22 protein-coding genes are annotated in these 23429 nt (G+C 61.0%); 10 read left to right on the top strand and 12 right to left on the bottom strand.

Features of this window, described 5'->3' with window-relative positions; genetic code table 11:
* The first annotated feature begins 9 nt into the window (after positions 1-9).
* From fdh3B to VWY60_RS05690, 5 genes are all read left to right on the top strand, one after another.
* Positions 10-603, top strand: coding sequence for a formate dehydrogenase FDH3 subunit beta (gene fdh3B / locus VWY60_RS05710; RefSeq protein ID WP_014875661.1), 594 nt, complete (start codon positions 10-12; stop codon positions 601-603).
* Between the two features lie 94 nt (positions 604-697).
* The gene (locus tag VWY60_RS05705; protein WP_416540003.1) at positions 698-1939 is read left to right on the top strand and encodes a formate dehydrogenase subunit gamma; all 1242 of its coding nucleotides are present in this window, start codon (positions 698-700) and stop codon (positions 1937-1939) included.
* 51 nt (positions 1940-1990) lie between these two features.
* Positions 1991-3280 (top strand): c-type cytochrome, encoded by a 1290-nt coding sequence (locus tag VWY60_RS05700; protein WP_416540002.1) that lies wholly within the window; start codon positions 1991-1993, stop codon positions 3278-3280.
* Between the two features lie 4 nt (positions 3281-3284).
* Entirely contained in the window at positions 3285-3410 is a 126-nt protein-coding gene (locus VWY60_RS05695; RefSeq protein ID WP_416540001.1) for a hypothetical protein, read from the top strand.
* Positions 3407-4768, top strand: coding sequence for a sigma-54 dependent transcriptional regulator (locus VWY60_RS05690; protein WP_340547408.1), 1362 nt, complete (start codon positions 3407-3409; stop codon positions 4766-4768). Before VWY60_RS05695 ends, VWY60_RS05690 begins: the two co-directional genes overlap by 4 nt.
* Before the next feature lie 51 nt (positions 4769-4819).
* Here VWY60_RS05690 and VWY60_RS05685 read toward each other — a convergent pair whose 3' ends face one another.
* From VWY60_RS05685 to VWY60_RS05645, 9 genes are all read right to left on the bottom strand, one after another.
* Positions 4820-6790: a cache domain-containing protein gene (locus tag VWY60_RS05685; RefSeq protein ID WP_416537583.1), complete on the bottom strand. Its 1971-nt coding sequence runs from the start codon at positions 6788-6790 to the stop codon at positions 4820-4822.
* A gap of 161 nt (positions 6791-6951) precedes the next feature.
* Complete coding sequence (locus VWY60_RS05680; RefSeq protein WP_416540000.1) at positions 6952-7683, bottom strand: SDR family NAD(P)-dependent oxidoreductase; 732 nt, start codon at positions 7681-7683, stop codon at positions 6952-6954.
* Positions 7680-8411 (bottom strand): SDR family NAD(P)-dependent oxidoreductase, encoded by a 732-nt coding sequence (locus tag VWY60_RS05675; RefSeq protein WP_416539999.1) that lies wholly within the window; start codon positions 8409-8411, stop codon positions 7680-7682. Before VWY60_RS05675 ends, VWY60_RS05680 begins: the two co-directional genes overlap by 4 nt.
* 1 nt (position 8412) lies before the next feature.
* Positions 8413-8961, bottom strand: coding sequence for a DUF3833 domain-containing protein (locus tag VWY60_RS05670; RefSeq protein ID WP_416539998.1), 549 nt, complete (start codon positions 8959-8961; stop codon positions 8413-8415).
* On the bottom strand, positions 8958-10181 hold the full coding sequence (locus VWY60_RS05665; RefSeq protein ID WP_416539997.1) for an MFS transporter: 1224 nt from the start codon (positions 10179-10181) through the stop codon (positions 8958-8960). The genes VWY60_RS05670 and VWY60_RS05665 overlap by 4 nt, the downstream gene beginning before the upstream one ends.
* Positions 10181-10711: a chalcone isomerase family protein gene (locus VWY60_RS05660; RefSeq protein WP_416539996.1), complete on the bottom strand. Its 531-nt coding sequence runs from the start codon at positions 10709-10711 to the stop codon at positions 10181-10183. The genes VWY60_RS05665 and VWY60_RS05660 overlap by 1 nt, the downstream gene beginning before the upstream one ends.
* Positions 10704-11861 carry a class I SAM-dependent methyltransferase gene (locus VWY60_RS05655; protein WP_416539995.1) on the bottom strand — a complete coding sequence of 386 codons (1158 nt, stop codon included), beginning with the start codon at positions 11859-11861 and terminating at the stop codon, positions 10704-10706. The genes VWY60_RS05660 and VWY60_RS05655 overlap by 8 nt, the downstream gene beginning before the upstream one ends.
* The gene (locus tag VWY60_RS05650; RefSeq protein ID WP_416539994.1) at positions 11861-12613 is read right to left on the bottom strand and encodes a DUF1365 domain-containing protein; all 753 of its coding nucleotides are present in this window, start codon (positions 12611-12613) and stop codon (positions 11861-11863) included. The genes VWY60_RS05655 and VWY60_RS05650 overlap by 1 nt, the downstream gene beginning before the upstream one ends.
* Positions 12610-13899 (bottom strand): NAD(P)/FAD-dependent oxidoreductase, encoded by a 1290-nt coding sequence (locus VWY60_RS05645; protein WP_416539993.1) that lies wholly within the window; start codon positions 13897-13899, stop codon positions 12610-12612. The genes VWY60_RS05650 and VWY60_RS05645 overlap by 4 nt, the downstream gene beginning before the upstream one ends.
* A 159-nt stretch (positions 13900-14058) precedes the next feature.
* Here VWY60_RS05645 and VWY60_RS05640 point away from each other — a divergent pair, with 159 nt between their 5' ends.
* On the top strand, positions 14059-14709 hold the full coding sequence (locus tag VWY60_RS05640) for a sigma-70 family RNA polymerase sigma factor (RefSeq protein WP_340547532.1): 651 nt from the start codon (positions 14059-14061) through the stop codon (positions 14707-14709).
* Positions 14706-15341 (top strand): ChrR family anti-sigma-E factor, encoded by a 636-nt coding sequence (locus VWY60_RS05635; RefSeq protein WP_416539992.1) that lies wholly within the window; start codon positions 14706-14708, stop codon positions 15339-15341. The genes VWY60_RS05640 and VWY60_RS05635 overlap by 4 nt, the downstream gene beginning before the upstream one ends.
* Before the next feature lie 107 nt (positions 15342-15448).
* On the opposite strand, the gene gap is transcribed toward VWY60_RS05635, so the two are convergent.
* Positions 15449-16456: a type I glyceraldehyde-3-phosphate dehydrogenase gene (gene gap / locus VWY60_RS05630; protein ID WP_340547398.1), complete on the bottom strand. Its 1008-nt coding sequence runs from the start codon at positions 16454-16456 to the stop codon at positions 15449-15451.
* Positions 16457-16679: 223 nt separating this feature from the next.
* Between gap and VWY60_RS05625 the strand changes: the two genes are divergently transcribed.
* On the top strand, positions 16680-17846 hold the full coding sequence (locus tag VWY60_RS05625; protein ID WP_416539991.1) for a nitrate- and nitrite sensing domain-containing protein: 1167 nt from the start codon (positions 16680-16682) through the stop codon (positions 17844-17846).
* A 1045-nt stretch (positions 17847-18891) separates the two neighbouring features.
* Here VWY60_RS05625 and VWY60_RS05620 read toward each other — a convergent pair.
* Together VWY60_RS05620 and VWY60_RS05615 are read right to left on the bottom strand one after the other, a co-directional pair.
* A complete protein-coding gene (locus VWY60_RS05620) occupies positions 18892-19329 on the bottom strand; it encodes a response regulator (protein ID WP_416536630.1) in 438 nt (145 codons plus the stop codon).
* On the bottom strand, positions 19326-21197 hold the full coding sequence (locus VWY60_RS05615) for a sensor histidine kinase (protein ID WP_416592471.1): 1872 nt from the start codon (positions 21195-21197) through the stop codon (positions 19326-19328). The genes VWY60_RS05620 and VWY60_RS05615 overlap by 4 nt, the downstream gene beginning before the upstream one ends.
* 110 nt (positions 21198-21307) lie before the next feature.
* Here VWY60_RS05615 and VWY60_RS05610 point away from each other — a divergent pair, with 110 nt between their 5' ends.
* Both VWY60_RS05610 and VWY60_RS05605 read left to right on the top strand, forming a co-directional pair.
* On the top strand, positions 21308-22708 hold the full coding sequence (locus VWY60_RS05610; protein WP_416539988.1) for a sugar ABC transporter substrate-binding protein: 1401 nt from the start codon (positions 21308-21310) through the stop codon (positions 22706-22708).
* A complete protein-coding gene (locus VWY60_RS05605; RefSeq protein ID WP_416536633.1) occupies positions 22698-23417 on the top strand; it encodes a sensor histidine kinase in 720 nt (239 codons plus the stop codon). The genes VWY60_RS05610 and VWY60_RS05605 overlap by 11 nt, the downstream gene beginning before the upstream one ends.
* Positions 23418-23429 lie beyond the last annotated feature (12 nt).

Here is a 23429-nt window from a genome sequence, read left to right as displayed (position 1 = left end):
GAAAGAGATATGGCAAGAGCGAAGTTTCTCTGTGACGCCGAACGCTGCATTGAATGCAACGCCTGCGTGACGGCCTGTAAGAACGAGCACGAGGTGCCCTGGGGCATCAACCGGCGTCGGGTGGTGACCATCAATGATGGCAAACCCGGCGAGCGGTCGATCTCGGTCGCCTGTATGCATTGCTCGGACGCACCCTGTATGGCGGTGTGCCCGGTCGATTGCTTCTACCAGAACGAAGAAGGCGTGGTCCTGCACTCCAAGGATCTCTGCATTGGCTGTGGCTATTGCTTCTACGCGTGCCCCTTTGGTGCGCCGCAGTATCCGCAGGCGGGCAACTTTGGCAGCCGCGGCAAGATGGACAAATGCACCTTCTGCGCCGGTGGTCCCGAGGAGACGCATTCCAATGCGGAATTCTCCAAATACGGGCGCAACCGGATTGCAGAGGGCAAGCTGCCCATCTGCGCCGAGATGTGCTCAACCAAGGCGCTGTTGGCCGGTGACGGCGATGTCGTGTCTGCGGTCTACCGCGAACGCGTTGTCGCCCGTGGCTTTGGCTCGGGTGCCTGGGGCTGGGGGACAGCCTATGACCAGAAGGGCGGCTGATCAGCCCTCTTTGACATGAAGGGATGGCCCGCCCGCGCGGGCCGTCCTGTTTTCCTGTTCAGTTTCCAAGACAACCCATGAAGGAGTGTGGCCCATGCTGCGCATCGCCTTTGCAATTCTGATGCAACTGACGCTGATGGCGGGGATCGCTGCGGCGCAGGACACCCAGGGTGCCCCTGCGGCGGAGGCGGTGCCGGATCGCAGTGCCACGGGTGGGGCGCAGACGCTGGAGGATATCCTGGCCCGTCAGCGCGGCGAAAAAATCGACGACAGTTTCCGCAGCGACGATACCGGTGCGGGCGCGATTGGCGCCGGGATCACGCAACAGCTGGGCACGCTCGGTGGGGCCTCCGATCCCGAACTCTGGCGCGCAATCCGCTACAACGCGGCAGACCTGCGGGTCTCGGCGGGGGGCGATGTTGCCACTGTTCTGGTGCAGGATGGCGGTATGCGCTGGCTGACTTTCCGCGATGGGCCGCTTCGCACCTATGGTGGCTGGCTATTGCTGGGCACGATAGGCTTTCTGGCGCTGTTCTATCTGCTGCGCGGCCGTATTCGCATAGACGAGCCCTCCACCGGACGCACTGTCACCCGCTTTCAGTTCATCGAACGCTTTGCCCATTGGATGCTGGCGGGATCCTTCATTCTGCTGGGCGTTACCGGACTGGCCAGCCTGTTTGGCCGGATGGTGATCGCCCCCTATCTGGGCAAGGAGATCAACGCGGGCCTGCTGATCTGGAGCAAATGGGTCCACAACAATGTTTCCTGGGCGTTCATGCTGGCGCTGATCATGGTGTTTGTCATGTGGGTGGCCCACAATATCCCAAACCGTACGGATCTGGTGTGGATCCGCCAGATGGGCGGCATTGTCGGCAAGGCCCATCCGCCCGCTAAGAAGTTCAACTTTGGCCAGAAGCTGATTTTCTGGTCGGTGATTGTTCTTGGAACCTCCATTTCGGTTTCGGGCCTGTCGCTCCTGTTCCCGTTTGAGATGCCGCTCTTTGCCAAGACCTTTGCCATCTTGAATGATCTCGGCCTGCCGCAGCTGGTGGGTTATGGCACCCTGCCGGTTGACCTTGCACCGCAGGAAGAAATGCAGCTGGCCCAGAGTTGGCACGCCATTATCAGCTTTGTGCTGATGGCGATTATTCTGGCGCATATCTACATCGGCTCGCTGGGTATGGAAGGTGCCTTTGACGCGATGGGAACCGGCGACGTGGACGAGGCTTGGGCGCATCAGCACCACTCCATCTGGTTGGAGGAAATGCGCGAAAAAGGCGAAGTCACGCCAGAGGGCAGCAGCGGCAGCGCCAAGGGCGCAACACCGGCGGAGTGACCGGCGGTGTGGTGCCGCCTGTCAGCGCTGGTTCTGCGGACGGGTCATCTGTTGGCCGCCTGCGCTGCGACTGTTCTGGCGCTGCCCGCAGGTGCCGATCCGGCCGACGGGGATGAGTTCACCACGTTGAAAGGCCACGGCGGCCCGGTGATGGCCTTGGCGGTGTCGCCCGAGGGTCAGGTGGCCACCGGCAGTTTCGACAATGCCGTGGGCCTGTGGAGCGATCGCACGCCACGCTGGCTTGAGGCGCATGATGCAGCGGTCACCGCTCTGGCCTTTGTCGATGCCGGTCGTCTGGTCACAGCGGGGGATGATTTCGCGCTCTACCTGTGGCCGAAGGGCGGCCAGCAGGCCGAGTTGATCGGCCGCCATCTGGGCAAGATCCGGGCGCTGGCCATTGCCCCTGACCGCGAAATGCTGGTGTCGGCGAGCTGGGACGGCAATATCGGCCTCTGGCCATTTGACGGAGGAGCGGAACAGCGCATAGCTGTTGGCAGTGGCATCAATGACGTGGCAATCGGACCAGGGGGGGCGATTTATGCCGCGACGATGGAGGGGCAGATACTGGTCTACGAGGACGCAGGCCAACCGCCCCGGCGCCTGGTCGATCAGGGCTTTGGCATCAACCAGCTGGCGCTTGACCCCGGTGGCGACTGGCTGGCCTATGGGGCTGTGGATGGTGCGACGCGCGTTGTCGACACACAGACCGGCGAGCCTGTAGCCGATTTCACGCTGGAGCGACGGCCTATCCTTGCAATGGCCCATCATGAGGGCACTGCGCGGCTCGCCGTCGGGGACGGGCAGGGCTATATCATGATGGTGGACACCGAGACCTGGCGCATCAGTGCCGATTTTCGCGCCACCCGCGACGGGCCTGTCTGGGCGCTGGAGTTTGCGCCGGACGGGCAGACCATCTGGGCCGCCGGGCTGGATGATCTGGCCTATGGCTGGCCGGTTGCCCTGATGGGAGAGGCCGAGGCACAGATGGCAGGCAACCGCGGGTTCCTGAAGGACCCAGAAACGATGCCCAACGGCGAACGGCAGTTCATGCGGAAATGCTCGATCTGCCACGCGCTCGGCCCCGGTGAGAGTCGCAAGGCGGGACCGAGCCTATATGATGTTTTTGGTCGCCCGGCGGGCACGCTGGCGGGTTATCGCTATTCGCAGGTCCTTGATGGATCTGATATAATCTGGGGAGAGGCGACAATTGATGCCCTCTTCGATCTGGGGCCGGATCACTATATCCCCGGCTCCAAGATGCCGATGCAGCGGATTACCGATCCGCAGGACCGGCGCGATCTGATTGCGTTTCTGAAACGCGCAACCAAGGTGGAGAAGTAACACAATGAAAGCCATGTTGACGGGGTTTGCCGCCATCATCGTGATCGCCGCCGGCGCCAATCTGGCACTGGATCAGGCGGGGTTCGCCTCTTATGAGGTGCATTCCGGGTCGGCCGTCCGACTGGATTGACCGTGCTGACAACCGCGCCGCCGCCCCGCGATGAATATGGGGAAAACCTTGCCGGTGCGTCGATCCTGGTGATCGATGATGAACCAGGTATGCGCAATTTCATGACCAAGATCCTGACCCCCCGCTGCAAGCGGGTGGAGCAGGCGGCGTCTGCCGCGGAGGCGTCCAATATTCTGGATCAGGCGCATTTCGACCTGATCATCCTCGACAATATCATGCCCGGCAAAACCGGGCTGGAATGGGTACAGGAACAGCATAAGGTCGGCCTGTTTGCCGATACGGTGCTGGTCACCGCCTATGCGGATCTGGAAACTGCCATTCAGGCGTTGCGGGTCGGGGTGGCGGATTTCGTGCTGAAACCGTTTCGCGCCAATCAGATCCTCAATTCCGTGGCACGGGCCCTGGACCGCAAGCATCTGCGGCGGGAAAACTACCTGCTGAAACATGCGCTATCGGCGGAGGGCACCGCTGCGCGGGGGCGTTTGCTGGGGAAATCTCCTGCGATTCAGACCGCGCGTGACATGATTACCCGGCTGGCGCCGCTGCCGACGCCTGTGTTGTTCACCGGCGCCAGTGGCACCGGCAAGGAAATCGCGGCGCGGACGCTGCATTCGCTGTCGGACCGTGCGGAGAAGCCGTTTGTGGCGGTGAACTGCGCGGCTATCGCGCCTGATCGCATCGCGCATGAGCTGTTCGGTATGGTGGATTCGCAGGACCGCCGACAGGACGGACTGTTTCTTTATGCTGATGGCGGCACGCTGTTTCTGGACGAGGTGGCCCAGATGCCCGAACAGGTGCAGGCCGCGCTGCTCCGCGTGCTGGAGGACCAGCGCATCCGGCCGGTCGGCGCAGAGCGCGACATCCCGCTGAACCTGCGGTTCCTGTTTGCCACCAATGCCGATCTGGAACAGGCCGTGGCCGAGGGCCGTTTCCGTGCCGATCTCTATCACCGGATCAATATCGTCAACATCCAGATGCCGCCGCTGCGTGAACGGGTTGAGGATATCGTGGAGCTGGCGGCGCTGTTTATGGAGCAGTTCTCTACCACGCTGGCCATGCCTGCGCTGGAGCTCGACGCTGAGACCCTGCTGAAATTCAGCCGTTACGACTGGCCAGGCAATGTGCGTGAGCTGCGCAACCTGATTGAACGGTCGGTCATTCTCGGCGCCTTTCCTGAGGAGTTCGCAGGCACCGGCGGGATCACGGGCAGTGCTGCGATGGATACGCTCGATCTGGTGATGCAGCGTCATATCGTGCATGTGCTGGATGCCTGTGACGGCAATCGCGCCGAGGCCGCCCGACGGTTGGGGGTTTCGCGGAAAACGATTGATCGAAAATGCGCCAGTTGGGGGCTGTGATATCATCCGAGCGATAGGTGGATGGACGGCCAGCGTGTCGCGGGCTGCGGCTCAGTCCCCGGCCTTGACCGCAGGCAGCCAGATCGAAAAGACGGCGCCTTTGATCTCCCCGTTCTCAATCCGGGTGTCGGCCGAAATCACCCCGCCGGCGCGCTGAATCAGGGTCTGGCTGATCGACAGCCCCAGCCCGGTGCCTTCGCCCAGTTTGGTGGTGTAGAACGGGTTGAACACCGACGGCAGATCTTCGGCAGCGATGCCCGGCCCGGTGTCCGAAACCTCAAGACAGGCGCCGCTGACACCGTCGCGCTCCATCGGCCTCAGGGCCAGCAGGAGCCTGCCGCAGCCCTCCATGGCCTGCGCCGCGTTGAGGATCAGGTTGATCACCACCTGCTGCAATTCGCCCGGGTCTATGCGAACCGGTGGCGTTGCGGCGAACTGTTTTTCAACGGTAATGGCCTGTTTGGTGATCACGTGATCGACCAGCACCAGACAGTCGGAGACAACCGGGGCCAGATCCAGGCTTTCCTCGAAGGTGCCAAATTCGGTGGGGCGCGCAAATTGCAGCAGTTTGCCAACGATGGCGCTGATCCGCAGGATCTGATCGTCAATCAGTGCCAGCTCGGTGTCCACTTCCTCGGCGGCGGCGCCCAGAGTCATCCGCATCACATCGACGTTGCCCTGGATCACGGCGACGGGATTGTTGATCTCATGCGCCACACCTGCTGTGATCTCGCCGATGGAGGCGAGTTTCTCACTCATCACCAGCTGCTTATAGGTTGCCTCCAGTTTTTCGTTGGCGGCGCGCAGTTCGGCGGTGCGCTGGTCGACACGCGCGTTCAGCTCCTCTGCCCAGTCGCGCAGTTTCTGGTCACGATCCTGAACCTGATCAAGCAGGCTGTCGAGATGGGCCGCAACCTGTCCGATCTCGTCACGGCGCCCGACATTGCCGTTGCGCGCGGTCAGATCGCCACGTTCGACACGGGCCATGGTGTGGCTCATCTGCTCAAGCGGCGCAAAGATCCCTTTGGCCAGCCACAGGAACAGGGGCGCGGACAACAGCAGAACGGACAGGAATGACAGCACCACAGTCCAATAGGCGGAGAGTTTGGCCGCCGCAAAGGGCGCCTCAAGGAAGCCGACATAGAGCATCCCAACGCGACGCCCGAAGCTGTCGGTGAGCGGCAGATAGCCGGAGATATACCAGTCGTTCACCACAAAGGCACGGTCGAGCCAGGTCTGCCCCTCACCCAGCACCGCATCGCGCACAGCCTGCGAAACCCTGGTGCCAAGGGCGCGGACGTCTTCAAACAGGCGAACGTTTGTGGAGATACGGGTATCTTCCAAAAACAGTGTCGCAGTGCCCTTGCGGCTGATGCGATGACTGTCGCCCAGATAGACCAGGGCATTGATCGTATCGATGAAATCAAGATCCCGGTTCAGAAGCCGGCCCGCCACCAGCACGCCTTCACTGCCGTTATTGGTCACCGGCGCGGCGGAATGGATCACCATGCCGCGATCTTCCGCCGGTCGGGTTGTCGGCGCGGCGGCCTCGGTCTCGATCAGGGAAATACGGGCCCGGTCACGCAGGTCGGCAGAGATCTCATCCAGGTCCGCAGCGGAGAAAATGTCGATTTCCGAGGCCAGCCTGCCCTGCGCGGCGCGGTCGATCACCGGCCAGCGGCGCGCCTCGCGGTCAATATTGCGCAATGGCAGATAATAGAGGAAATCAAGCTGGAGGGATTGCCGCTGCTGGTCAAGAAACCGCAACTGATCCTGCAACGGTGCGCGCAGGACCTCGGCAAACCGGGCCGAGCTGGCGATTGCTGCCAGATCATCGCCGGTATTGGCCTGCAACTGGCGCAAATACTGGTCGGCGATTTTCAGATCGCTTTCTACATTGACGATCAGAACATTGTCGTAATCCGCGTTCCAGCGCGCCATGGCCACGACCAGCAGCAGCGGCATCACCACGCTGAGCGGCAGAAGTGCGAGCAATAGGAGGCGGAGCCGGACGGATTTCAAGGCGGCAAGGTCCTGTAGGCAGCTGGCACATCGGGTGAGTCCGCAGAGCGCATGGCTGCGTGCGGTGTTCACCCACTGTCGCATGGGGCCTGCTGGATGAGCAAGTCCGGCGCTGTGTTTGATGACACGGTCGCCACGATCTGGTGGCGATCAGCCCATCATCAGGCTGGGATTTCCTTGCCGGCCCAGTCGAACACCCGCCCGCTGTCCTTGGCCGATAACCGGTCGATCACCTGGGCGAGGTAGGCCGCGGCCTGTTGTGGCTCGAACAGAGCGTCGTCGGGGACGTTCTTTGAAAAAGGTTCCGACAGCGGTGTTTTTACGGTGCCGGGATGCAGGCCGACACAGATCATCTCCTCGTTGCTGCGCGCGGTTTCGATGGCGTAGTTGCGGATCAGCATGTTCAGTGCCGCTTTGGAGGCGCGATAGGCGTGCCAGCCGCCGAGGCCATTGTCGCTGATCGAGCCGACCCGCGCGGACAGGGCGGCAAAGACCGCGCGCCCCTTGCGAGGCATGATCGGCAGCAGATGTTTGGCAATGATAGCGGGGGCAAAGGTGTTTATTTCAAATACCTTGCGGAACGCCACCGGGTCCTGCTGACGATAGGATTTCTCAGGCTTAAGCCCGGCCTCGTCGGAGAGAACCCCGGTTGCAACGACGACCAGATCAGGGGCGATCCCCCTGCGGCGCAGATCATCGGCAAACCCGGCCAGCTGGTCCTCATCCGTGATATCGGCGCGGTAGCTGTCGACGCCGGCCTTCGGTGGCAATACGCCGCGCGCGACCGCCGTCAGGCTGGCGGGGTTTCGCGCCGCAAAATGGTCAACCAGCGCCGACCCGATGCCACCGGAGGCACCGATAATGACGATGTGGCGCGGCGAATGGGGGCTCATTTTCCCGCCCCCATCAGGCGCAGGAACAGTTTGCGGGGAAGATGTTTGCCGATGGTGAAGACCCAGGCGAAGGGGGCGGGGAAACTGGTGCTGAAGCGCCCGCTTCGCATCGCTTTCAGGCAGGCATCTGCGGCCTCATCCGGGGTCTGGATCATCGGCATCTTGAAATCGTTCTTGTCGGTCAGACGGGTTTTGATGAAACCCGGATTGATCACCTGAACCTTTATGGGGGTCTGGATCAGATCGGCCTGGAGGTTCTCGGCCATGTGTATAACGGCCGATTTCGACGCGCCATAGCCGGTCGCTCCGGGCAGGCCCGTGTGACCAGCGAGTGAGCCGATCAGCACGATATGCCCGTCGTTGGCAGCGATCATCTGCGGTATGACGCGGCCAACCACACGAATTGCGCCCATGAAGTTCACGTCGCAGATCAGCTCGACCTTCTCGGCGTCCCAGTCCTGCGCAGGCATCGGGTCATAGGCCCCGGCACAGTAAAGGAGGCCATCCACCTTGCCGATCTGCTCCACGGCCCGGCTGATGGCGTCGGGATCGGTCACATCCAGTGGCAGGGCAGTGGCATTGCTCAGCGTGCCCGCCAGCTCCTGCAGGCGCTCTTCGCTGCGCGCTGACAGCACCAGCCGCGCGCCTGCGGCATCCAGCTTTTCAGCGATCGCACGCCCCAGCCCCTCGCTCGCGCCGACGATCCACCAGGTCTGTCCTGCAAACATCTCACTCTCCCTTCGGTCGCATGGTGGCGATCAGCTCGGCCACCTTGATGCCGAATTTGCGCATTTCGGAGCGGTTCATGATCGTGCCGTTCTCCATCAGATACATCCAGTCGGTGACATCCAGCACATGGCCACCGGCGCTTTCTGGCAGGCGGATGCGATAGGTCAGGCGCACGGCGGCTCCCATCTGCTGACCCTGTCCGGTGCCGATGATGTCATCTGCGGTGGCGGTGAAGCTGCCGTTTTCGCCCATGGTGAGGAACCATTTCCGCATCTGCGTGCCGCCGCTGGCGTAGGAGAAATTCTCGCTCAACGTGCCGGTGTCGCCCTCCCATTCGCCCGTCATCGTGGCGACAAACCGCGAGGAGACGCGCCCCATCGGGCCGTAAATCATACCTTCGGAGATCATCTCGCCGCTCAGATGTGTGCGAATGTCGAAGGCGGGACTGGTATTGGCATAGTGTTCGGGGTGCTGGCTGCGAAATCCCAGCCCAGGGCGAAGGAGCGCAAGCAGCAGCAACAGAATGATGGCAACAAGCAGGAGTTTCATGACGCGGTTACCTTTCCAGGGAGGCGGATCACCATCGCGATGGCGATAAGTTTGATGCAGCAGGGAATGATTGCGTAGGCCCATGTCAGCGTCTGCAGGGCGGCGGCGCTGTTTTCGCCACCGGGGGTGAAGCCGCTCATCTGCAGAAGCGGCAGCAGGAGCACAGCAGCGGCGGCAAGCGCGAGTTTGGCAGCAAAGGACCACAGCCCGAAGGCCTGCCCCGCCTGCAACCCGGCGCGCGCCAATGCGCGTGAAAACAGCACCGGCAGGATCACCATATCCGCGCCGAGCGCGGCCCCCGAACCAATGCAGATGGCGGCAAAGCCAAGGCTGGCGCCGGGCGGAAGAAAGGCTGCGGAGACAAAGGCAAGGATCGCCAGTGCCATCGCCGGAAACAACACCTCGCGCGCGCCGAACCGCTCTGCCGCGCGGGTCCATAGCGGCACCGATAGTCCCGCTGCGAGAAAGAACAGGACCAGAAAGGGGCCGGCCATATCGGCAAGCGCCAACTTGTCCTCGACGAAGAACAGAAACAGTGTCGATGTCATGGCGACCGGCAGGCTGTTCACGAGGGCCAGCGCCAGCAGGCGAAGGCCACCCGCTGCACGCAGCGCGGTAATGGACAGCGGGTGTTCGGGGCGCGGTGCCGCTGTCCAGAGGCCGCGGGTCAGCCACCAGACCACACCGCAGAGTGCGGCCAGCATCCAGCCAAAAGCGGGGTAGCCGCCGTGGCCTGCGCCGACGGCAACCAGCGCGCCCGGCGCCAGGGCTGCCAGGATGATACCGGCCAATGTGCCGCCCTCGCGAAACCCGGCCAGACGGATCAGCGCCTCCGGGCTGCCTGCAAGCGCGGTGCTTTGCCCGTAGAACAAAACACTTCCGAGACTATAGGCTGTGAACAGAAGCACCAGGGCGATGACGAACCATGGCAGCACGCCCCCCGCTGCCGGGCGGTAGGTGTAGAGCAGGATGAACCCCACCGCCATGCCAAAGGCCGCCAGAGCTGCAAAGGTCGCGCGTTCCTGCGGCCAGCGGTCGGTGACCCAGCCCAGCAGGGGGTCCTGCACGAAATCCAGCACCCGTATCGCCGCCAGCACCGCTGCGAGGGTTGCCAGGCTCAGTCCCAGTTCCGCCGTCGCAAAGCGCGGCAGATGGATATAGAGCGGCAGACCGGCGGCGGCCAGCATCAGCGCAAATAGGGAGATACGGGTGGCTTGCATCAGTTGCCCCGCAGCTCGCTGGACAAACGCGCAGCGCGGCTGTTGGGCGACAGCCAGATATTCAGAAACCGCTTGCGGGCGTCTGCATGGCGCAGATCGCAGGTCTGTTTTCCGTTCAGATAGAGCGCCACCTGATCAGGCGCGCGGGTTGTTGCCACGAAGCTGTCGCCCGGTCTCACATCGCGAAAACAGCGATCCAGCTTGCCGACCAGCTGATCGTGATCGGCGCGCCTGCCTTCCAGCCGCAGCAGTTCCGCGACCGTGGCCTGCATCAGCTGGGATCTGCTGAAACCGCGCCGATAGCTGAGCTTGAGCGCCATCGGGTTCTGCCAGTCAAAGCGGGTCTGCCCTTCGGTGTAAAGGCTGGCATCATAGAGCGGCAGGCCAAACCAGCGGAAGGTGACCTCTCCCAGTTTGGTCGGGGAGCTGAGGCCGGTATTTGCCGTTGCAGCGCTGGCGAGACCCACTCCGAGACTGACGGCAAATGCGGCGATGGCGGAGCGTAGGCGGTTTTGGCGGATCTCAGGCATGGGCCAGCTCCACCTGAATCACGTCCGTCTGGCCGACCTCGAAGGAGGCAGCGCAGGTTTCCAGATAGTAGCGCCAGTTGCGCAGGAAGGCCTCGCCATAGCCCAGAGAGTGGATTTTGGGGGTCATCGCGACAAGGCGCGCCGCCCATTCCCGGCAGGTGCGCGCGTAATCCTGGCCAAAGGCGAAATTATCCGTAACCTTCAGACCTGCGGTGCGCGCCTGATGTGAGATCACCGCATCAGAGAGCAACATGCCGCCCGGAAAAGTATACTGGCGGATATAGTCCGACGACTGCCGATAGATGTCGAAATAGCTGTCCTGAACGGTGATCGCCTGCACCACGGCGCGGCCGTCATCGGCCAGACGGTCTTTCAGCGTGGCGAAATAGCTGGGCCAATAGCGTTCGCCCACGGCCTCAACCATTTCGATGGAAACGATATTGTCGAATTTTCCCTCCGATTTGCGATAATCGCAAAGGCGGATATCGGCGCGCCCATCGAGCCTCGCGTCGGCATAACCAAATTGACTGGGGGAGATGGTCAGTCCGGTAACATGGCGCCCCTGTTCGGCGGCGCGGTCGGCAAATCCGCCCCAGCCGCAGCCAACCTCCAGGACGCGATCACCGGCGGTGAGGCGGCTCAGCACCCGGTCGTATTTGCGGGTCTGCGCACGCGCGAGGTCATTGTCACCCGGCGCAAAGAGGGCCGAGGAATAAGTCATGCTTTCGTCCAGCCACAGCTGGTAGAATTCATTGCCGACGTCGTAATGGGCCTTGATGTTCCGCGCCGCGCCCTTGATCGAATTGGCGCGCAGCATCCGGTCCACGACCCGGAACTTCAGACTGGCCCAGAAACTCGGGTAGGCGTAATCGGTGAGATGATCGAGGTTGAGCAGCGCCACCTTGATGACGTCTTCGATGCTGGGCGTCTCCCAAAGTCCGGCGACATAGGCCTCGCCGAGGCCGATATCGCCGCGGGCGGCCATGGCGGTTATGGCGCTCCAGTCACGCAGCTGGATTTCGGCGCGTGGTTCACCGGTGCCGAAATCATGGGTGTCGCCCTCTGGGGTCAGCAGGCGCAGACTGCCCTTGCGGATGCGCGCGCAGCTGTCGAGAAAGTCGTGTTTTACGCGTTTGGTAAGGAAAATCATCAGCTGACCTCATGTTCCGGTGGGGTAGGGCGGGGGCGATAGCTGGCGCCCTTGAGTTTCAATTTCAGCGCCTGCCAGTAAATCAGCGCAACCGTGCGCAGCGTGCCGGCCGGGCGGCGCAGGCTGGAGCGTATGAGTGCGGCGTTGCTCAGCGGCTGGCGCGGGCCGGTCAGCGTGGCGACCACCCCTTCGCCATCGTTCTTGTGGTCGATCCGGATGGCGATCCGCCGGGGGCCGATGTCGAAGTTGAACCAGTAGTCCCCGGCAATGTCCTGAAATGGGGAGACGTGAAAGATCTTCTTGGCCTGAAGCTTGTCGGAGGGGGCGATCGCGGTGAAGCCGGGTTTGTGACAGACATAGCTGTGCCGGTCGCCAAAGGTATTGCTGACCTCGGCGATGACCGCATGTAGCGCCTTGCCGCGAAAGGCCAGCCAGAAGCTGACCGGGTTGAAAATATGGCCCAGATAGCTCGGTTGAGTGAGCAGCCGAATGGTGATCCCCTCCAGATCCAGCCCGGCGTGGGCGAACACGTCCTGCGCCCATGGCAGGCCGATCCCCTGTTTTGGTGCGCCACCATGGTTGCGATCATGGACCGCAGCCAGATTGAAGCGATTGCGCGAAAACAGCAGCGGGCCGCTCTCGGAGCGTGGGTCAATCAGCACATAGTCCACGCCGTAGCGAAAGCTGTTGGAGATGGCGCCATGGCGGGCATGGGTGGTCTGTCCGGCGATATGCTCGGGCCACAGGGTCATCCGATCACCCGTTCCCGCGCGCTGATGCCACGTGCGACGCGCACCGCGCTGGCAAAGCCGTCTTCGTGAAACCCATGCCGCAGATAGGCACCGGCAAACCAGGTGTTGTTCTGCCCCTGGATATCGGCAATCCGGCTTTGTGCACGCAGCGCGGAGGTGTCAAACACCGGATGGCGGAAAGTTTTTTGATCGTAGATCAGATCCGACCGCACATCCTTTACCGGGTTCAGCGAAACGAACAGAGGATCGTTTTCGTTGATATTCTGGAGCCGGTTCATCCAGTAGGTGACGCCGATGGCGGCCCGGTTGTCGCGGGTGTCGGCCTTGTAGACCCAGGCCGACCAGCAGGCACGGCGGCGCGGCATCTGGTCGGTGTCGCGGTGCAGGATCATCTCGTTATCCTGATAGCGCATGACCCCCAGCGTTGCCTGCTCTGCCGCTGTCGGCTGCGCCAGCAAGCGCAGGCTGTCATCGGAATGGCAGGCCATCACCACCTGATCAAAGTTTTCGGAGGTGCCATCGGGGAGGTGGATGCGTACCCCCTCGGATGTCCGTTCGACGCTGCGCACCGGGGTGCCCGGACGCAATTGGCAGCCCATCTGGTCCAATCGGGCGGTCAGACGTCGGACATATTCGATGCTGCCGCCTTTGACCGTCCACCATTGATGCTGTCCAGAAGCGCTGAGCAATGCGTGATTGCGAAAGAAGCGGACCAGCGACTGCGCCGGAAAACCGCGAATTTCATCCGGCGGCGTCGACCAGATCGCGCCACAAATGGGCATCAGGTAATAGCGCTGGAACCAGTCGCCGAGCTTCAGATCATTGACCAGTTCGCCGATGGTGACGCTGTCACTCTTGGCGACCTCTTCGGCGTTGGCGTTAAAGCGCAGGATATCGCGTACCATGCGGAAAAAGGCGGGCCGCGCGATGTTGCGACGCTGCCCGAGCAGCGCCCCAAGATCTCGCAGACCGTATTCGACGCGGCCATCCCCGATGCTGGCACCGAAACTCATGTCGCTTTTGACCACGGGCACATCCAGATCGCGGAACATCGACGTCAGATGCGGATAGTTCACATAGTTGAAGACGATGAAGCCGGTATCCACGGGCTGGTCGCCATTACGACCGGCGACGACGGTCCGCGCGTGCCCACCCAGTCGCGGCGCGGCTTCATAAAGCGTGACGTTGTGGCTTTTTGCGAGCAGCCAGGCGGTGGCAAGCCCGGAGATGCCACCACCGACAACGGCGATACGCTGGCGAGCGGATGATAATGCGTCGAAGGACATGCTGTCTCCATCTGTGATTTCAACTTGTTACGGGCCGCTCGCCCTGGCGGATCAAAAAAGATGGTGATTAAGATGACGGGCCTCTCCGGACGAATGGAAAAAACTGAAATTAATTGCGCTCAGAGTGATCCAGCACCGTGAAAGATGCGTAATCCGTACATGTTGACCATGCTGAGCCATCCAACTCTTGCAGCGCCTGCGCCGCCCGTTACGGTAGACCGTGACACAAGTGTAATGCGCGAAAGGAAAAAAGTGGAACGGGAAAGCCTGTCGGATCAGACAGTCTGGATGCTGGCCGTGCGCGACAACCGCTGCAAGGTGGCGTTTGGTCGTCTGTTCGACTATTTCGCGCCGCGTCTGAAGGGGGTGATCTGCCGATCCGGTATGCCACCCAGCCAGGCCGAAGAGGTCGTTCAGGAGGTGATGCTGACCGTATGGCGAAAGGCGGCCATGTTCGATCCTGAACGTGCTCAGGTCTCGGCGTGGATCTACCAGATCGCCCGCAACAGGCAGATCGACGTGATCCGCAAGGAACGGCGGCCAATACCGGAGGAGCTGAAGCTTCCCGAGGAAACACAAGAAGACGCAGCCCAGATTCTGGCGCTGGATCAGGAAACAACAAAGCTGCGCGCAGCCCTGGCCCGGTTGAAACCGGCACAGCGAGAGATGGTTGAAAAGGCCTATCTGGGCGAGCTGACCCATGCGGACATCCGGGAACAGACCGGATTGCCCCTGGGGACAATCAAATCCCGCATCCGCCTCGGACTTGAGCGGTTGCGTCATGAGTTGAAGGAACAAGGACTATCATGACCGGCGTACGCCATCATATCCCTGACCCGTTGCTGGTGGCCTATGCATCCGGCAACCTGCCCCATGCCTACTCTCTGGTTGTGGCGACCCATCTGTCGATGTGTGACGACTGCCGCGCCCGGTTGAATGCGCATCAGGCGGTCGGTGGGTCGGTACTGGAAACCTGTGGAACCCGGGATGTCTCGGATGATCTGCGGGAGCGCGTGTTTGCCGAGTTGGATTCACCCTTTGAGGACGCACCGAAGTTCAACCGCTCGGGCATCTTTCCGGCGCCGGTGATGCAGGCGCTGGGTGGGCTGCCGCCAAAGTGGAAGTCGCTCGGCATGGGGGTGCGTCAGTCAATCCTCAGCCATGACGAGGAGGGCAGCGTGCGGCTGCTCTATATTCCTGCGGGACAGGCGGTCCCTGACCATGGCCACAACGGGCTGGAGCTGACGCTGGTTTTACAGGGCGCGTTTCGCGATGAAACCGGGCGCTTTGGTGTCGGGGATCTGGAAGTTGCGGACGATCACCTGGAACATACGCCGATTGCCGAGGACGGTGAGACCTGTATCTGCCTTGCCGCGACTGATGCTGCACTGCGGTTCCGGTCCTTCGTCCCGCGCCTGCTGCAACCGATTTTCCGCATCTAGCGGCATAAAGGCCTTCCCGCAAGGGGTGGGCAAGGCCTGAGAGTTCAACGCAAAAAGGGCTGCCAGTGGCAGCCCTTTCCTGTTCTGTCAGCGCATCTTCCGCGCGCTTAGCCGTTCATCACCTTGCCCATGTGGCGGCCGGTGTCGACCATCCGGTTGGAGAAGCCCCATTCGTTGTCATACCAGCTGACAACGCGGACCAGCCCCTCGGCGGTAACCGCTGTCTGTGGTGCCGCAAAACAGGAGGAATGCGGGTCGTGGTTGAAGTCGATGGAGACCAGCGGGTCCGTCTCATAGGACAGGATCCCTGCCAGATCGCCCGCCGCCGCCGCCTTCATCGCCTCGTTGATTGTCTCAACAGTGGCAGGTTTTTCAGGAATGAAGCTGAGATCAACCACCGAAACATTCGGGGTCGGCACGCGGATTGCCGAACCCTCCAGGCGGCCTTTCAGATGCGGCAGGACCTCCGAAATCGCGCGGGCTGCGCCTGTTGAGGTCGGGATCATCGACAGCGCCGCGGCACGGGCGCGGTAAAGATCCTTGTGGCTGGTGTCATGGGTCGGCTGATCACCGGTATAGGCATGGATCGTGGTCATATACCCGGTCTTAATGCCGAATGTATCGTCCAGAACCTTTGCCACCGGGGCCAGACAATTGGTGGTGCAGGAGGCGTTGGAGACAATGACGTCGTCCTTGGTCAGATCCTTGTGATTGACCCCGAACACCACGGTGCGATCGACCTCCTTGCCGGGGGCGGAGATCAGGACACGTTTGGAGCCGTTTTGCAGATGCTTGGCAGCAGTCTCGCGGCTGGTGAACAGGCCGGTGCATTCATAGGCGATATCAACGTCCTGCCAGGGCAGATCCTCGGGATTACGGATCGCCGTCAGGCGGATGCTGTGATTGCCGACAGTCATCGTATCGCCGTCGACGGTCACCTCGTTCCGCAGGCGGCCATGCACACTGTCGTATTTCAACAGATGCGCCAGGGTTTCCGCAGGCGACAGATCGTTGATCGCCACAACCGAGATATCGTCGGCGTTGCTCTCCAGCAAGGCGCGCAATACGCCACGGCCAATTCGTCCAAATCCATTGATCGCAATTTTCAAGGTCATCTGTGCAACTCCGATGGTGATAGGGGTTCAGCCTTCGACGGGCGCGCCCGGTGGCCTGACAATTGCCGCATCGTTATCGCTAACAGTTGCAAAAATCAAGCCCGTTCGCCGGTCAGCGGATTGGCGCGTAATGCCGCTGCCCGAAGCATCAGTGTAGCACATCAGCGCAGGAGGGGATGCGTTTACACGGCAAGCCAGAAAGGGGGTCTTCGCAGGTGCCGCTGTGCGCGATCTGTCTGCGCCTCTCACGCCGCTGCTGCCGGTCCTGAACGACAGCCGATCCGGCGGGGCTGGCAGCCGCGGCTCTAGACCCTGCGCTGAGGAAACTGAAGCAATACACGTTTTGGTAGTATATGTTAAACAAAGTATTCCTATAATTGTTCCAACAGTGTCTCATCGGATTGGGGAAATCATGCCGCTCAGGCTTGCCATATTGCTGGTTGTTGCGCCGCTTTTCCTGCTGGCAGGGTATCTCGCTGCGAGCGCGCTTGTGGCGCAGCGCGCTCGCCACCTCCTTGCGGAATACGCCGCGCAGACCGCGCAGGAGGAAAGCGCGATCAGCGATATGATCCATGAGCTGCAGCGCGAGCGCGGGTATTCCGTCGGATATGTCTCCTCAGATGGGCGGGTTTTTCCAGATGCGTTGATACGTCAGCGCGGCCAGACTGATGCGGTGGTCGCCTCCGCACTTTCGCGCATCACCCTGATGGCCGACGATCATAGCCTGGCCTTTGATCGCGTTGTTCACGGGGTGGAACGGCTGGCGGAACTGCGCCAGCATGTCGATGGCTTCGGCTTTGATAGGCCGGTCATGGTTTCGGATGTCGCTGGGCCCTACACGGAACTCATCAGCACCATCATGGCTCTTACCCGACAAAGCGTCGGGCTGGACAGTTCCACCGAATACCAAGCGCTGCGACAGGCGCGTTTCCTGATCGGCGAAGCCAAGGAAAAGGCCGGACTTGAGCGGGCAACTGGCGCGGCGGTCATCGAAACGGGAAATTCTTCTGCGCTGCGGGAGCATTTCGCCGCCCTCGGCGGCGCGCAGATCATCCTGTTGACCGAAGCAGCGGTCGTCAAGGGAAGTGGAAGCTGGCTGCCATCGCTGCAAAGGACGGACCAATATCTCACCTTAAGCGACCTGCGTGATACCATCAGGTCAGCAAAAGCGGCCTCCGGGCCGGCGGCTCTCAACAGCGAGCGCTGGGTCGCGGCGTCGACGGAATGGATCGACTTTCTGCGCAGGGAAGAGAGGAATGTCACCGCTGAAATCATCTCGCTGGCCAACCAGCTTGAAGCGGAAAGCGCGACCGAGCTGGTGGGGCTCATTTGGCTCACCATCTTTGCAGGGATTGCGGGGACGCTGTTTGTTGTGCTGACGCTGAAATGATGCCCGCGTCTGGGCAGGCGTGGTCCCTGGGGCGTCCCGGATGGCCGGTCATGCTCTCGGCGCCGTCCATTGTGCGCACGCGGGTTTTTTGCTGGCCCATGGCGGGGAGGCAATCGTTGGGTTGGGCTGGGTCACATCACCCCAGTTAAGAGGGTGATCCTGCTGGAAAAGAGGGCTGACCAGACGGGTTCTGCGCTGAACTTGCTGCGCGGGACCTGATGGTTGGTGCGAACTGGGGCAAACCGTCGAAGACTGATATCCCGCGCCAGCTGGCGCGGGTCGGTTTCACCGGTATGATTGCATTGGAATAGGTTGAGTGATTGGTTGAGTGGCTGACAGTGATGTAGGTGCTGCGATCCGCAGACTTGTGCGACAACCGTGGGGCGGGCAACCGGCTGCACGCGCAGAGCAGCGCTGATGACCGGCGCGCAGGTTGGTTCAGAGTTGACCGGAAGACCACGCATGCGTTGGGGCTGAGGGTGCAGCGGGCGATCCCGCTCTGCCATGCGGCCAATCTGTATGGTCGCAATCTAGAACGATTGCAGGTTTGAGCACAGGGCCCGACCCGTTTTCCAATCTTGCGCGTCTGCGAATGCGCGCGTTCCAACATGGGATGTGTCGCGCAGATTTGAGCGTCTCTGGATCGGAAAATCTTCCCGATCACCGATGTCAGGCCGCAAGCTGTCGATCCGTGGTCAGAATTCGGACTGGAATGCGCGGCCTCCGAATGGACGGAGCCCGCATCCCGAAGACCATTCAGGTGCATCTGGTCCAGCGACAGCTTGGTATTGCCATATGCTTTGAGGGGCGGGGGCCACCACCGGGGGCATCGGGGCTAGATATCGCCATGAAGAAACAGCGCCACCGCCAGAGTAGCTACGCCATTAGCGTTCAGTCGCGCCGGGGCATCGACCATACGAATGCTGCCATCGATGGCGCCGGGAATATCAGTCTTCTCCCGCCGTTGCGTTCATGGACCGCACAGATTGTAAGGGCCCGCCTTTTCGGCAAGCTGGCGCCAACAGCATTGATCCGCTGACCGGCGTCATCTCAGCTTGTTTTCAAGCGACACAATCTCGACATAGGCGCCCAGCATTTCAACGGCCGATTTGACGGCGTCATAGGCGTTTTCTTTCACGATATAGCCTGCGATTTTGTGCTCATAAGCGACCGCGATATCGGAAGGCGCATCGGAGGTTGTCAGAACAAAGATCACGGAATTTGCCAGTTCCTTGTCTTCCCGGACCTCTGACAGGAATTCCAGACCACCCATGCGCGGCATATTCAGATCAAGCAGGATGATATAGGGGCGCTCCAGCGCGGCAGCGTTCACGCCGCGCAACAGGTCCAGCGCTTCCTGCCCGTCGCCCACGACCTCTACCGGGTTCACGAGACGCAGCTTTTTCAAGGCGCGTTTGATGGCCATGACAGCCACTTCATCGTCATCGACAATCAGGAATGTAACGGATTCTTTATTGGTCATGCGGCCAATCCTTGGATGTCATTCAGCGGTTTCTTTGATTTGGAGTTGAGCGGGATCCGGACCGTGAACACGGTGCCGCGCGCCACCTCCGGATTGGAAACTACAGAAACGCTGCCACCCAGTGATCTGGCAAGTTTTTGCACAAGAGCCAGACCCAGGCCGGACCCTTCGACTTCATCACGGGATTTCAGCGTTTGAAACAGCACGAAAATCTGCTCCTGGTATTGTTTCGGGATGCCCGGACCATCGTCGGCAACGGTTATTTCCACATAGTTCGGGTAGAGTTCGCTGCTGATGCGGATGGTGCCCGATGATCTGTCGTGATGCTTGCTGGCATTGCTGACAAGATTGATCAGGATGGTTTTCAACGGTGTCAGATATGCACCGAAGGGACCGCAATCCTGCTCGACCTTGATTTCGAATTCCGGGTTGGAATTGAAGTAGAGCCGCAGCTCATCTGCAAAATGCGTCAGGCTGAATGCGCCGTGTTCGCCCTCGATCTGTCCTGCACGTGCATAATCCAGCAGCGCCGACAGATGGCTGGATAGTCTGTCCGTGCGATTGCGGATCAATCCGATATTCTTTTGCGCATCGGCCGGCATCTCATCGGCAAAGTCTTCTTCGGTCCATTCAATCAGATTTGAAATCGCCCGCAATGGCGCACGCAGGTCATGTGCGGCCACATAGGCAAATCTCTCCAGCTCCTCGTTCGAGCGCTTCAGCGCAGCGGCGGTGAGGCGTGATTTCTCGACAGCCTTTGCGATCTCCGAGATTTCGTCCGAGCCGCTGGTGTTGATCGGGTCGTCGAGCTCGCCGCGGGACATGCGCTGGATATGGCGGGTCAGGCGATGGATGCGCGAGATCATGCGAACCTCGATCATGAACCACAAGAGCGCCAGAGAAATCAACAGCATACACATGTTGAAAGCGACATCGACAAAGCGAATGCGTTCCACGATGCGCGTGGTTTCGGCCGCGCTTTGTCGAAACTCCATCGCCGCACGCTGCGTGTTCGACCTGCTCCAGGTGCCGATGCGGTTCAGGACGGCTTCAGCCTCTTTGTAAAGACGATCCTGTTGCGCTTCGCTGATCTGTAACTGCGACAATCCTTCGACGACGCCATCCGGGCCAAGCATTATCTTGCGATAGTCGACCAGCACACCGGCAATCTCGTGCCGCGCATCGATGTTTTTGAGCCGGGCAAGGCGGGAGGCAAGAGTATTGATCTGGGCGACGAGGCGCTGACTTTCCGCGCTGTGTTTTTCGCCGGTATCAATGGAGAAATCCTTGGTCAGGATGGCAAGCGATGCAACGCTGCCGGAGATCTCCCCAAGGGTTTTGGCGGTGTCGATTGCCCAGGAATACGACTGGCTCGAACTCTCGGTGCCACGCTGTTGATTGCCGAACTCGATCTGCGCGACAATGATGGATTTCTCCAGGGCCAGGATCTTGGAGGCCGCCTGTGAGATAACCACCTCCAGCCGGTCATACTGGACGACGAGGTCTTGCCGACCTTTGACAACCTTTTGGAAGACATCGGCATCTGCAGGGGACGGACCGTCGGTGACTGTATCTGTCTGATCGCTGAAATTGTCGCGAAAGAGCTGTGCAAGCGTGTCGAGCCGCTGTCCAAGCGCCTTTAGCCCATCTGGTTCGTCGACGAGCCGGATCCTCGCCAATGTCACCTCCAGCCCATGTTGTAGGTCGCCAAGATCGGCGATCCTGTCCAGTAGGGGGATGGTGCGGTCCGACAGGTTTTCCGTCTTGCGCTCAATACGGCTAAGGTCGTTCCACTCCGTATACATCGCGACACAGATCGACGCGAGGCAGATGACGACACAGGATCTTAGGCGTGCGGTTAGCGACACTGCGGGTCCCTTTTGCTGTTTGCGAGACTCAACATAAGGTTGAGAGGTTTACCAGCCGTTAACTGGGCGACGATAGGTTTGACGACATATAGCCAACCGCGAGGATCCCCATGTTCACAAGACGCGCCTTTACCACGCATGCGCTGGCGTTGGGGGTGGGCGGTGGCCTGCTGCCTGCAGCCGGACGTGCTGCAACTGATCCCCAGTCTCCCAACCTGTTGCGTATTCTGACCCCTCATGGGGCAGAGGCGAATCTGGCCCCGGTTGCCAAGAGTTTCGAAGCGTTATGTGGCTGCCGGGCGGAATTGGTCGTTGTCGGTGTGGGAGAGATTAATGCGGTGTTGACGCTGGAGGCAATGCTCAATGACGTCGGTGTCGATGTGGCGCTGCCTGCAACGTTTGGAATCCCCGATCTTGTCGAGGCGGAGGCGATCCTGCCCCTGGACGGGCTGGCGCAGCAATATGCGCCGCAGGATCTGACCGACGCGATGATGTATACCAGCGGTGATGTTTTCGATGACCGGCTCTGGGGATATCAAACCGACGGTGACGTGTTCTTAATGTTTTATAACAAAAGGTTTATGGAGAACCCTGAGTTAAGACAGAAATATGCGGATCAGACCGGGACAGACCTGACAACACCGGCGACGTGGGAAGAGCTGGACCGCCAGATGGCGTTCTTTCACGACCCGGATGCGGGACGCTATGGCGGCTGCCTGTTCCGCGCTGCCGACAAGGTGGCCTGGGAATGGTGGGCCCGGTTCCACGCCAAGGGGGCCTGGCCGTTTTCACCCACGATGGAGCCGCAGATTGCCGGTGCCCAAGGCGTCGCCGCATTGGAAGAGATGATCGCCTCGAGCGCCCATCTGGTTGGGGCCGACCTGGGCCTCTTTGCCAATTGGGCACGGTATCGGGAGGGTGACATCTACGCCAATATCGGTTGGGGGGGGACACAGAAAAGCCTCTATGCGCCGGACTCGGCGATGCGCGATAATCTGGTCAACGCCTCGCTGCCCGGTGGACGCATCAATGGGGCGTTGGTGCCCATGTCGTATTTCAACTGGGGGTGGAGTTACGTCGTCGCCAAAAATTCAAGGCAGCCCGAGCTCGCATATCAGTTTTGCGTGAATGCCGTTTCGCAGAAAGTCGGCGCCGAGGCGATCGCGCAGACGGGTGGTTTTTTTGACCCTTTCCGGACCGATCAATATCAGGATCCCGCAATCGTCGATGCCTATGGTGCACAGTTCCTGAGGGTGCATGAACAGGCAATGCGCTCGTCTATGCCCGATCTCTATCTGGCGCGGCGGGGGGAGTATTTCGACGCTTTGTCCTATTGGCTTCAGCTTGCGCTGGCGGGTGACGCCACGCCGGAGGTCGCGCTCAACAATGTGGCCCAGTCCTGGCGTGCGACAACGGATCGTGCGGGTGCCACGTTGCAGGCGCGCCGCTGGATGGCCCTGCGTGACACCTATCCTGCCGAACTTCGAAAGGCGCTCCGCGATGAAACATGATACCCCCGACCAGGCGGCTGGCCAGACCACGCGCGATCAGGCGATGATGGAAGTGGTCTACAAAATCGTGCATGATCTGCGGGGGTCGGTGAGGGCGCTTGCCGAACTGCCGAACTGGATTGGGGAGGATCTGGAGGACGCAGGCCTGACCCTGCCGGAAGCCCCGGCGCAATCCCTTGATCTGATGCGGCAGCACGCCGAAAAGCTCAACATGATGCTTGACCAGCTGTCGCGATATTCCAAGACCGGATACCGGGAGACGGAGAACGTGTCGGTTCAAGCTTGCCTTGATCGTGCGATTGCGGCGCTGAATCTGCCAGATGGCCTGCGGGTGCGGGCGCGGTTCGATCCGCCTGAGATTGACATGAACCCCGATGCCCTGATGTCGATGTTCCTGATCCTGCTGGGAAATGCGGCCGGTCATAACCCGGAGCCGGTGCGCATTGCCGTGGTTGGCCGCTGCCACGACGGCATGTGGGAGATGCTGGTGCGAGACGATGGTGTCGGAATTCCAGCAGGCAAGCTGGAACGGATTTTTGATCCGATGAGCAAATTCTCGATCGCCGACACCGGAGGGGCAGGCATGGGGTTGGCGATCCTGCGGCGCCTTGCCGATAGCTATGGCGGTCTTGTAGACGCGTTGCCGCCCCGGACCAATCGGCACGGGGCGACTATTCGGGTGCGTCTGAAGCAACCTCACCGTGGCTGAGCCGCGGTGAGG

Source organism: Phaeobacter sp. JH20_26, assembly GCF_048056275.1.
Taxonomy (GTDB): Bacteria; Pseudomonadota; Alphaproteobacteria; order Rhodobacterales; family Rhodobacteraceae; genus Phaeobacter; species Phaeobacter bryozoorum.
This window is presented reverse-complemented; position numbering and strand designations above follow the sequence as displayed.

Excerpts from the sequence above, each read along its gene's own strand:
- fdh3B (WP_014875661.1), top strand. The coding sequence starts at position 10 with ATGGCAAGAGCGAAGTTTCTCTGTGACGCCGAACGCTGCATTGAATGC.
- VWY60_RS05705 (WP_416540003.1), top strand. The coding sequence starts at position 698 with ATGCTGCGCATCGCCTTTGCAATTCTGATGCAACTGACGCTGATGGCG.
- VWY60_RS05695 (WP_416540001.1), top strand. The coding sequence starts at position 3,285 with ATGAAAGCCATGTTGACGGGGTTTGCCGCCATCATCGTGATCGCCGCC.
- VWY60_RS05680 (WP_416540000.1), bottom strand. The coding sequence starts at position 7,683 with ATGAGCCCCCATTCGCCGCGCCACATCGTCATTATCGGTGCCTCCGGT.
- VWY60_RS05675 (WP_416539999.1), bottom strand. The coding sequence starts at position 8,411 with ATGTTTGCAGGACAGACCTGGTGGATCGTCGGCGCGAGCGAGGGGCTG.
- VWY60_RS05670 (WP_416539998.1), bottom strand. The coding sequence starts at position 8,961 with ATGAAACTCCTGCTTGTTGCCATCATTCTGTTGCTGCTGCTTGCGCTC.
- VWY60_RS05665 (WP_416539997.1), bottom strand. The coding sequence starts at position 10,181 with ATGCAAGCCACCCGTATCTCCCTATTTGCGCTGATGCTGGCCGCCGCC.
- VWY60_RS05660 (WP_416539996.1), bottom strand. The coding sequence starts at position 10,711 with ATGCCTGAGATCCGCCAAAACCGCCTACGCTCCGCCATCGCCGCATTT.
- VWY60_RS05655 (WP_416539995.1), bottom strand. The coding sequence starts at position 11,861 with ATGATTTTCCTTACCAAACGCGTAAAACACGACTTTCTCGACAGCTGC.
- VWY60_RS05650 (WP_416539994.1), bottom strand. The coding sequence starts at position 12,613 with ATGACCCTGTGGCCCGAGCATATCGCCGGACAGACCACCCATGCCCGC.
- VWY60_RS05645 (WP_416539993.1), bottom strand. The coding sequence starts at position 13,899 with ATGTCCTTCGACGCATTATCATCCGCTCGCCAGCGTATCGCCGTTGTC.
- VWY60_RS05640 (WP_340547532.1), top strand. The coding sequence starts at position 14,059 with ATGTTGACCATGCTGAGCCATCCAACTCTTGCAGCGCCTGCGCCGCCC.
- VWY60_RS05635 (WP_416539992.1), top strand. The coding sequence starts at position 14,706 with ATGACCGGCGTACGCCATCATATCCCTGACCCGTTGCTGGTGGCCTAT.
- gap (WP_340547398.1), bottom strand. The coding sequence starts at position 16,456 with ATGACCTTGAAAATTGCGATCAATGGATTTGGACGAATTGGCCGTGGC.
- VWY60_RS05620 (WP_416536630.1), bottom strand. The coding sequence starts at position 19,329 with ATGACCAATAAAGAATCCGTTACATTCCTGATTGTCGATGACGATGAA.
- VWY60_RS05610 (WP_416539988.1), top strand. The coding sequence starts at position 21,308 with ATGTTCACAAGACGCGCCTTTACCACGCATGCGCTGGCGTTGGGGGTG.
- VWY60_RS05605 (WP_416536633.1), top strand. The coding sequence starts at position 22,698 with ATGAAACATGATACCCCCGACCAGGCGGCTGGCCAGACCACGCGCGAT.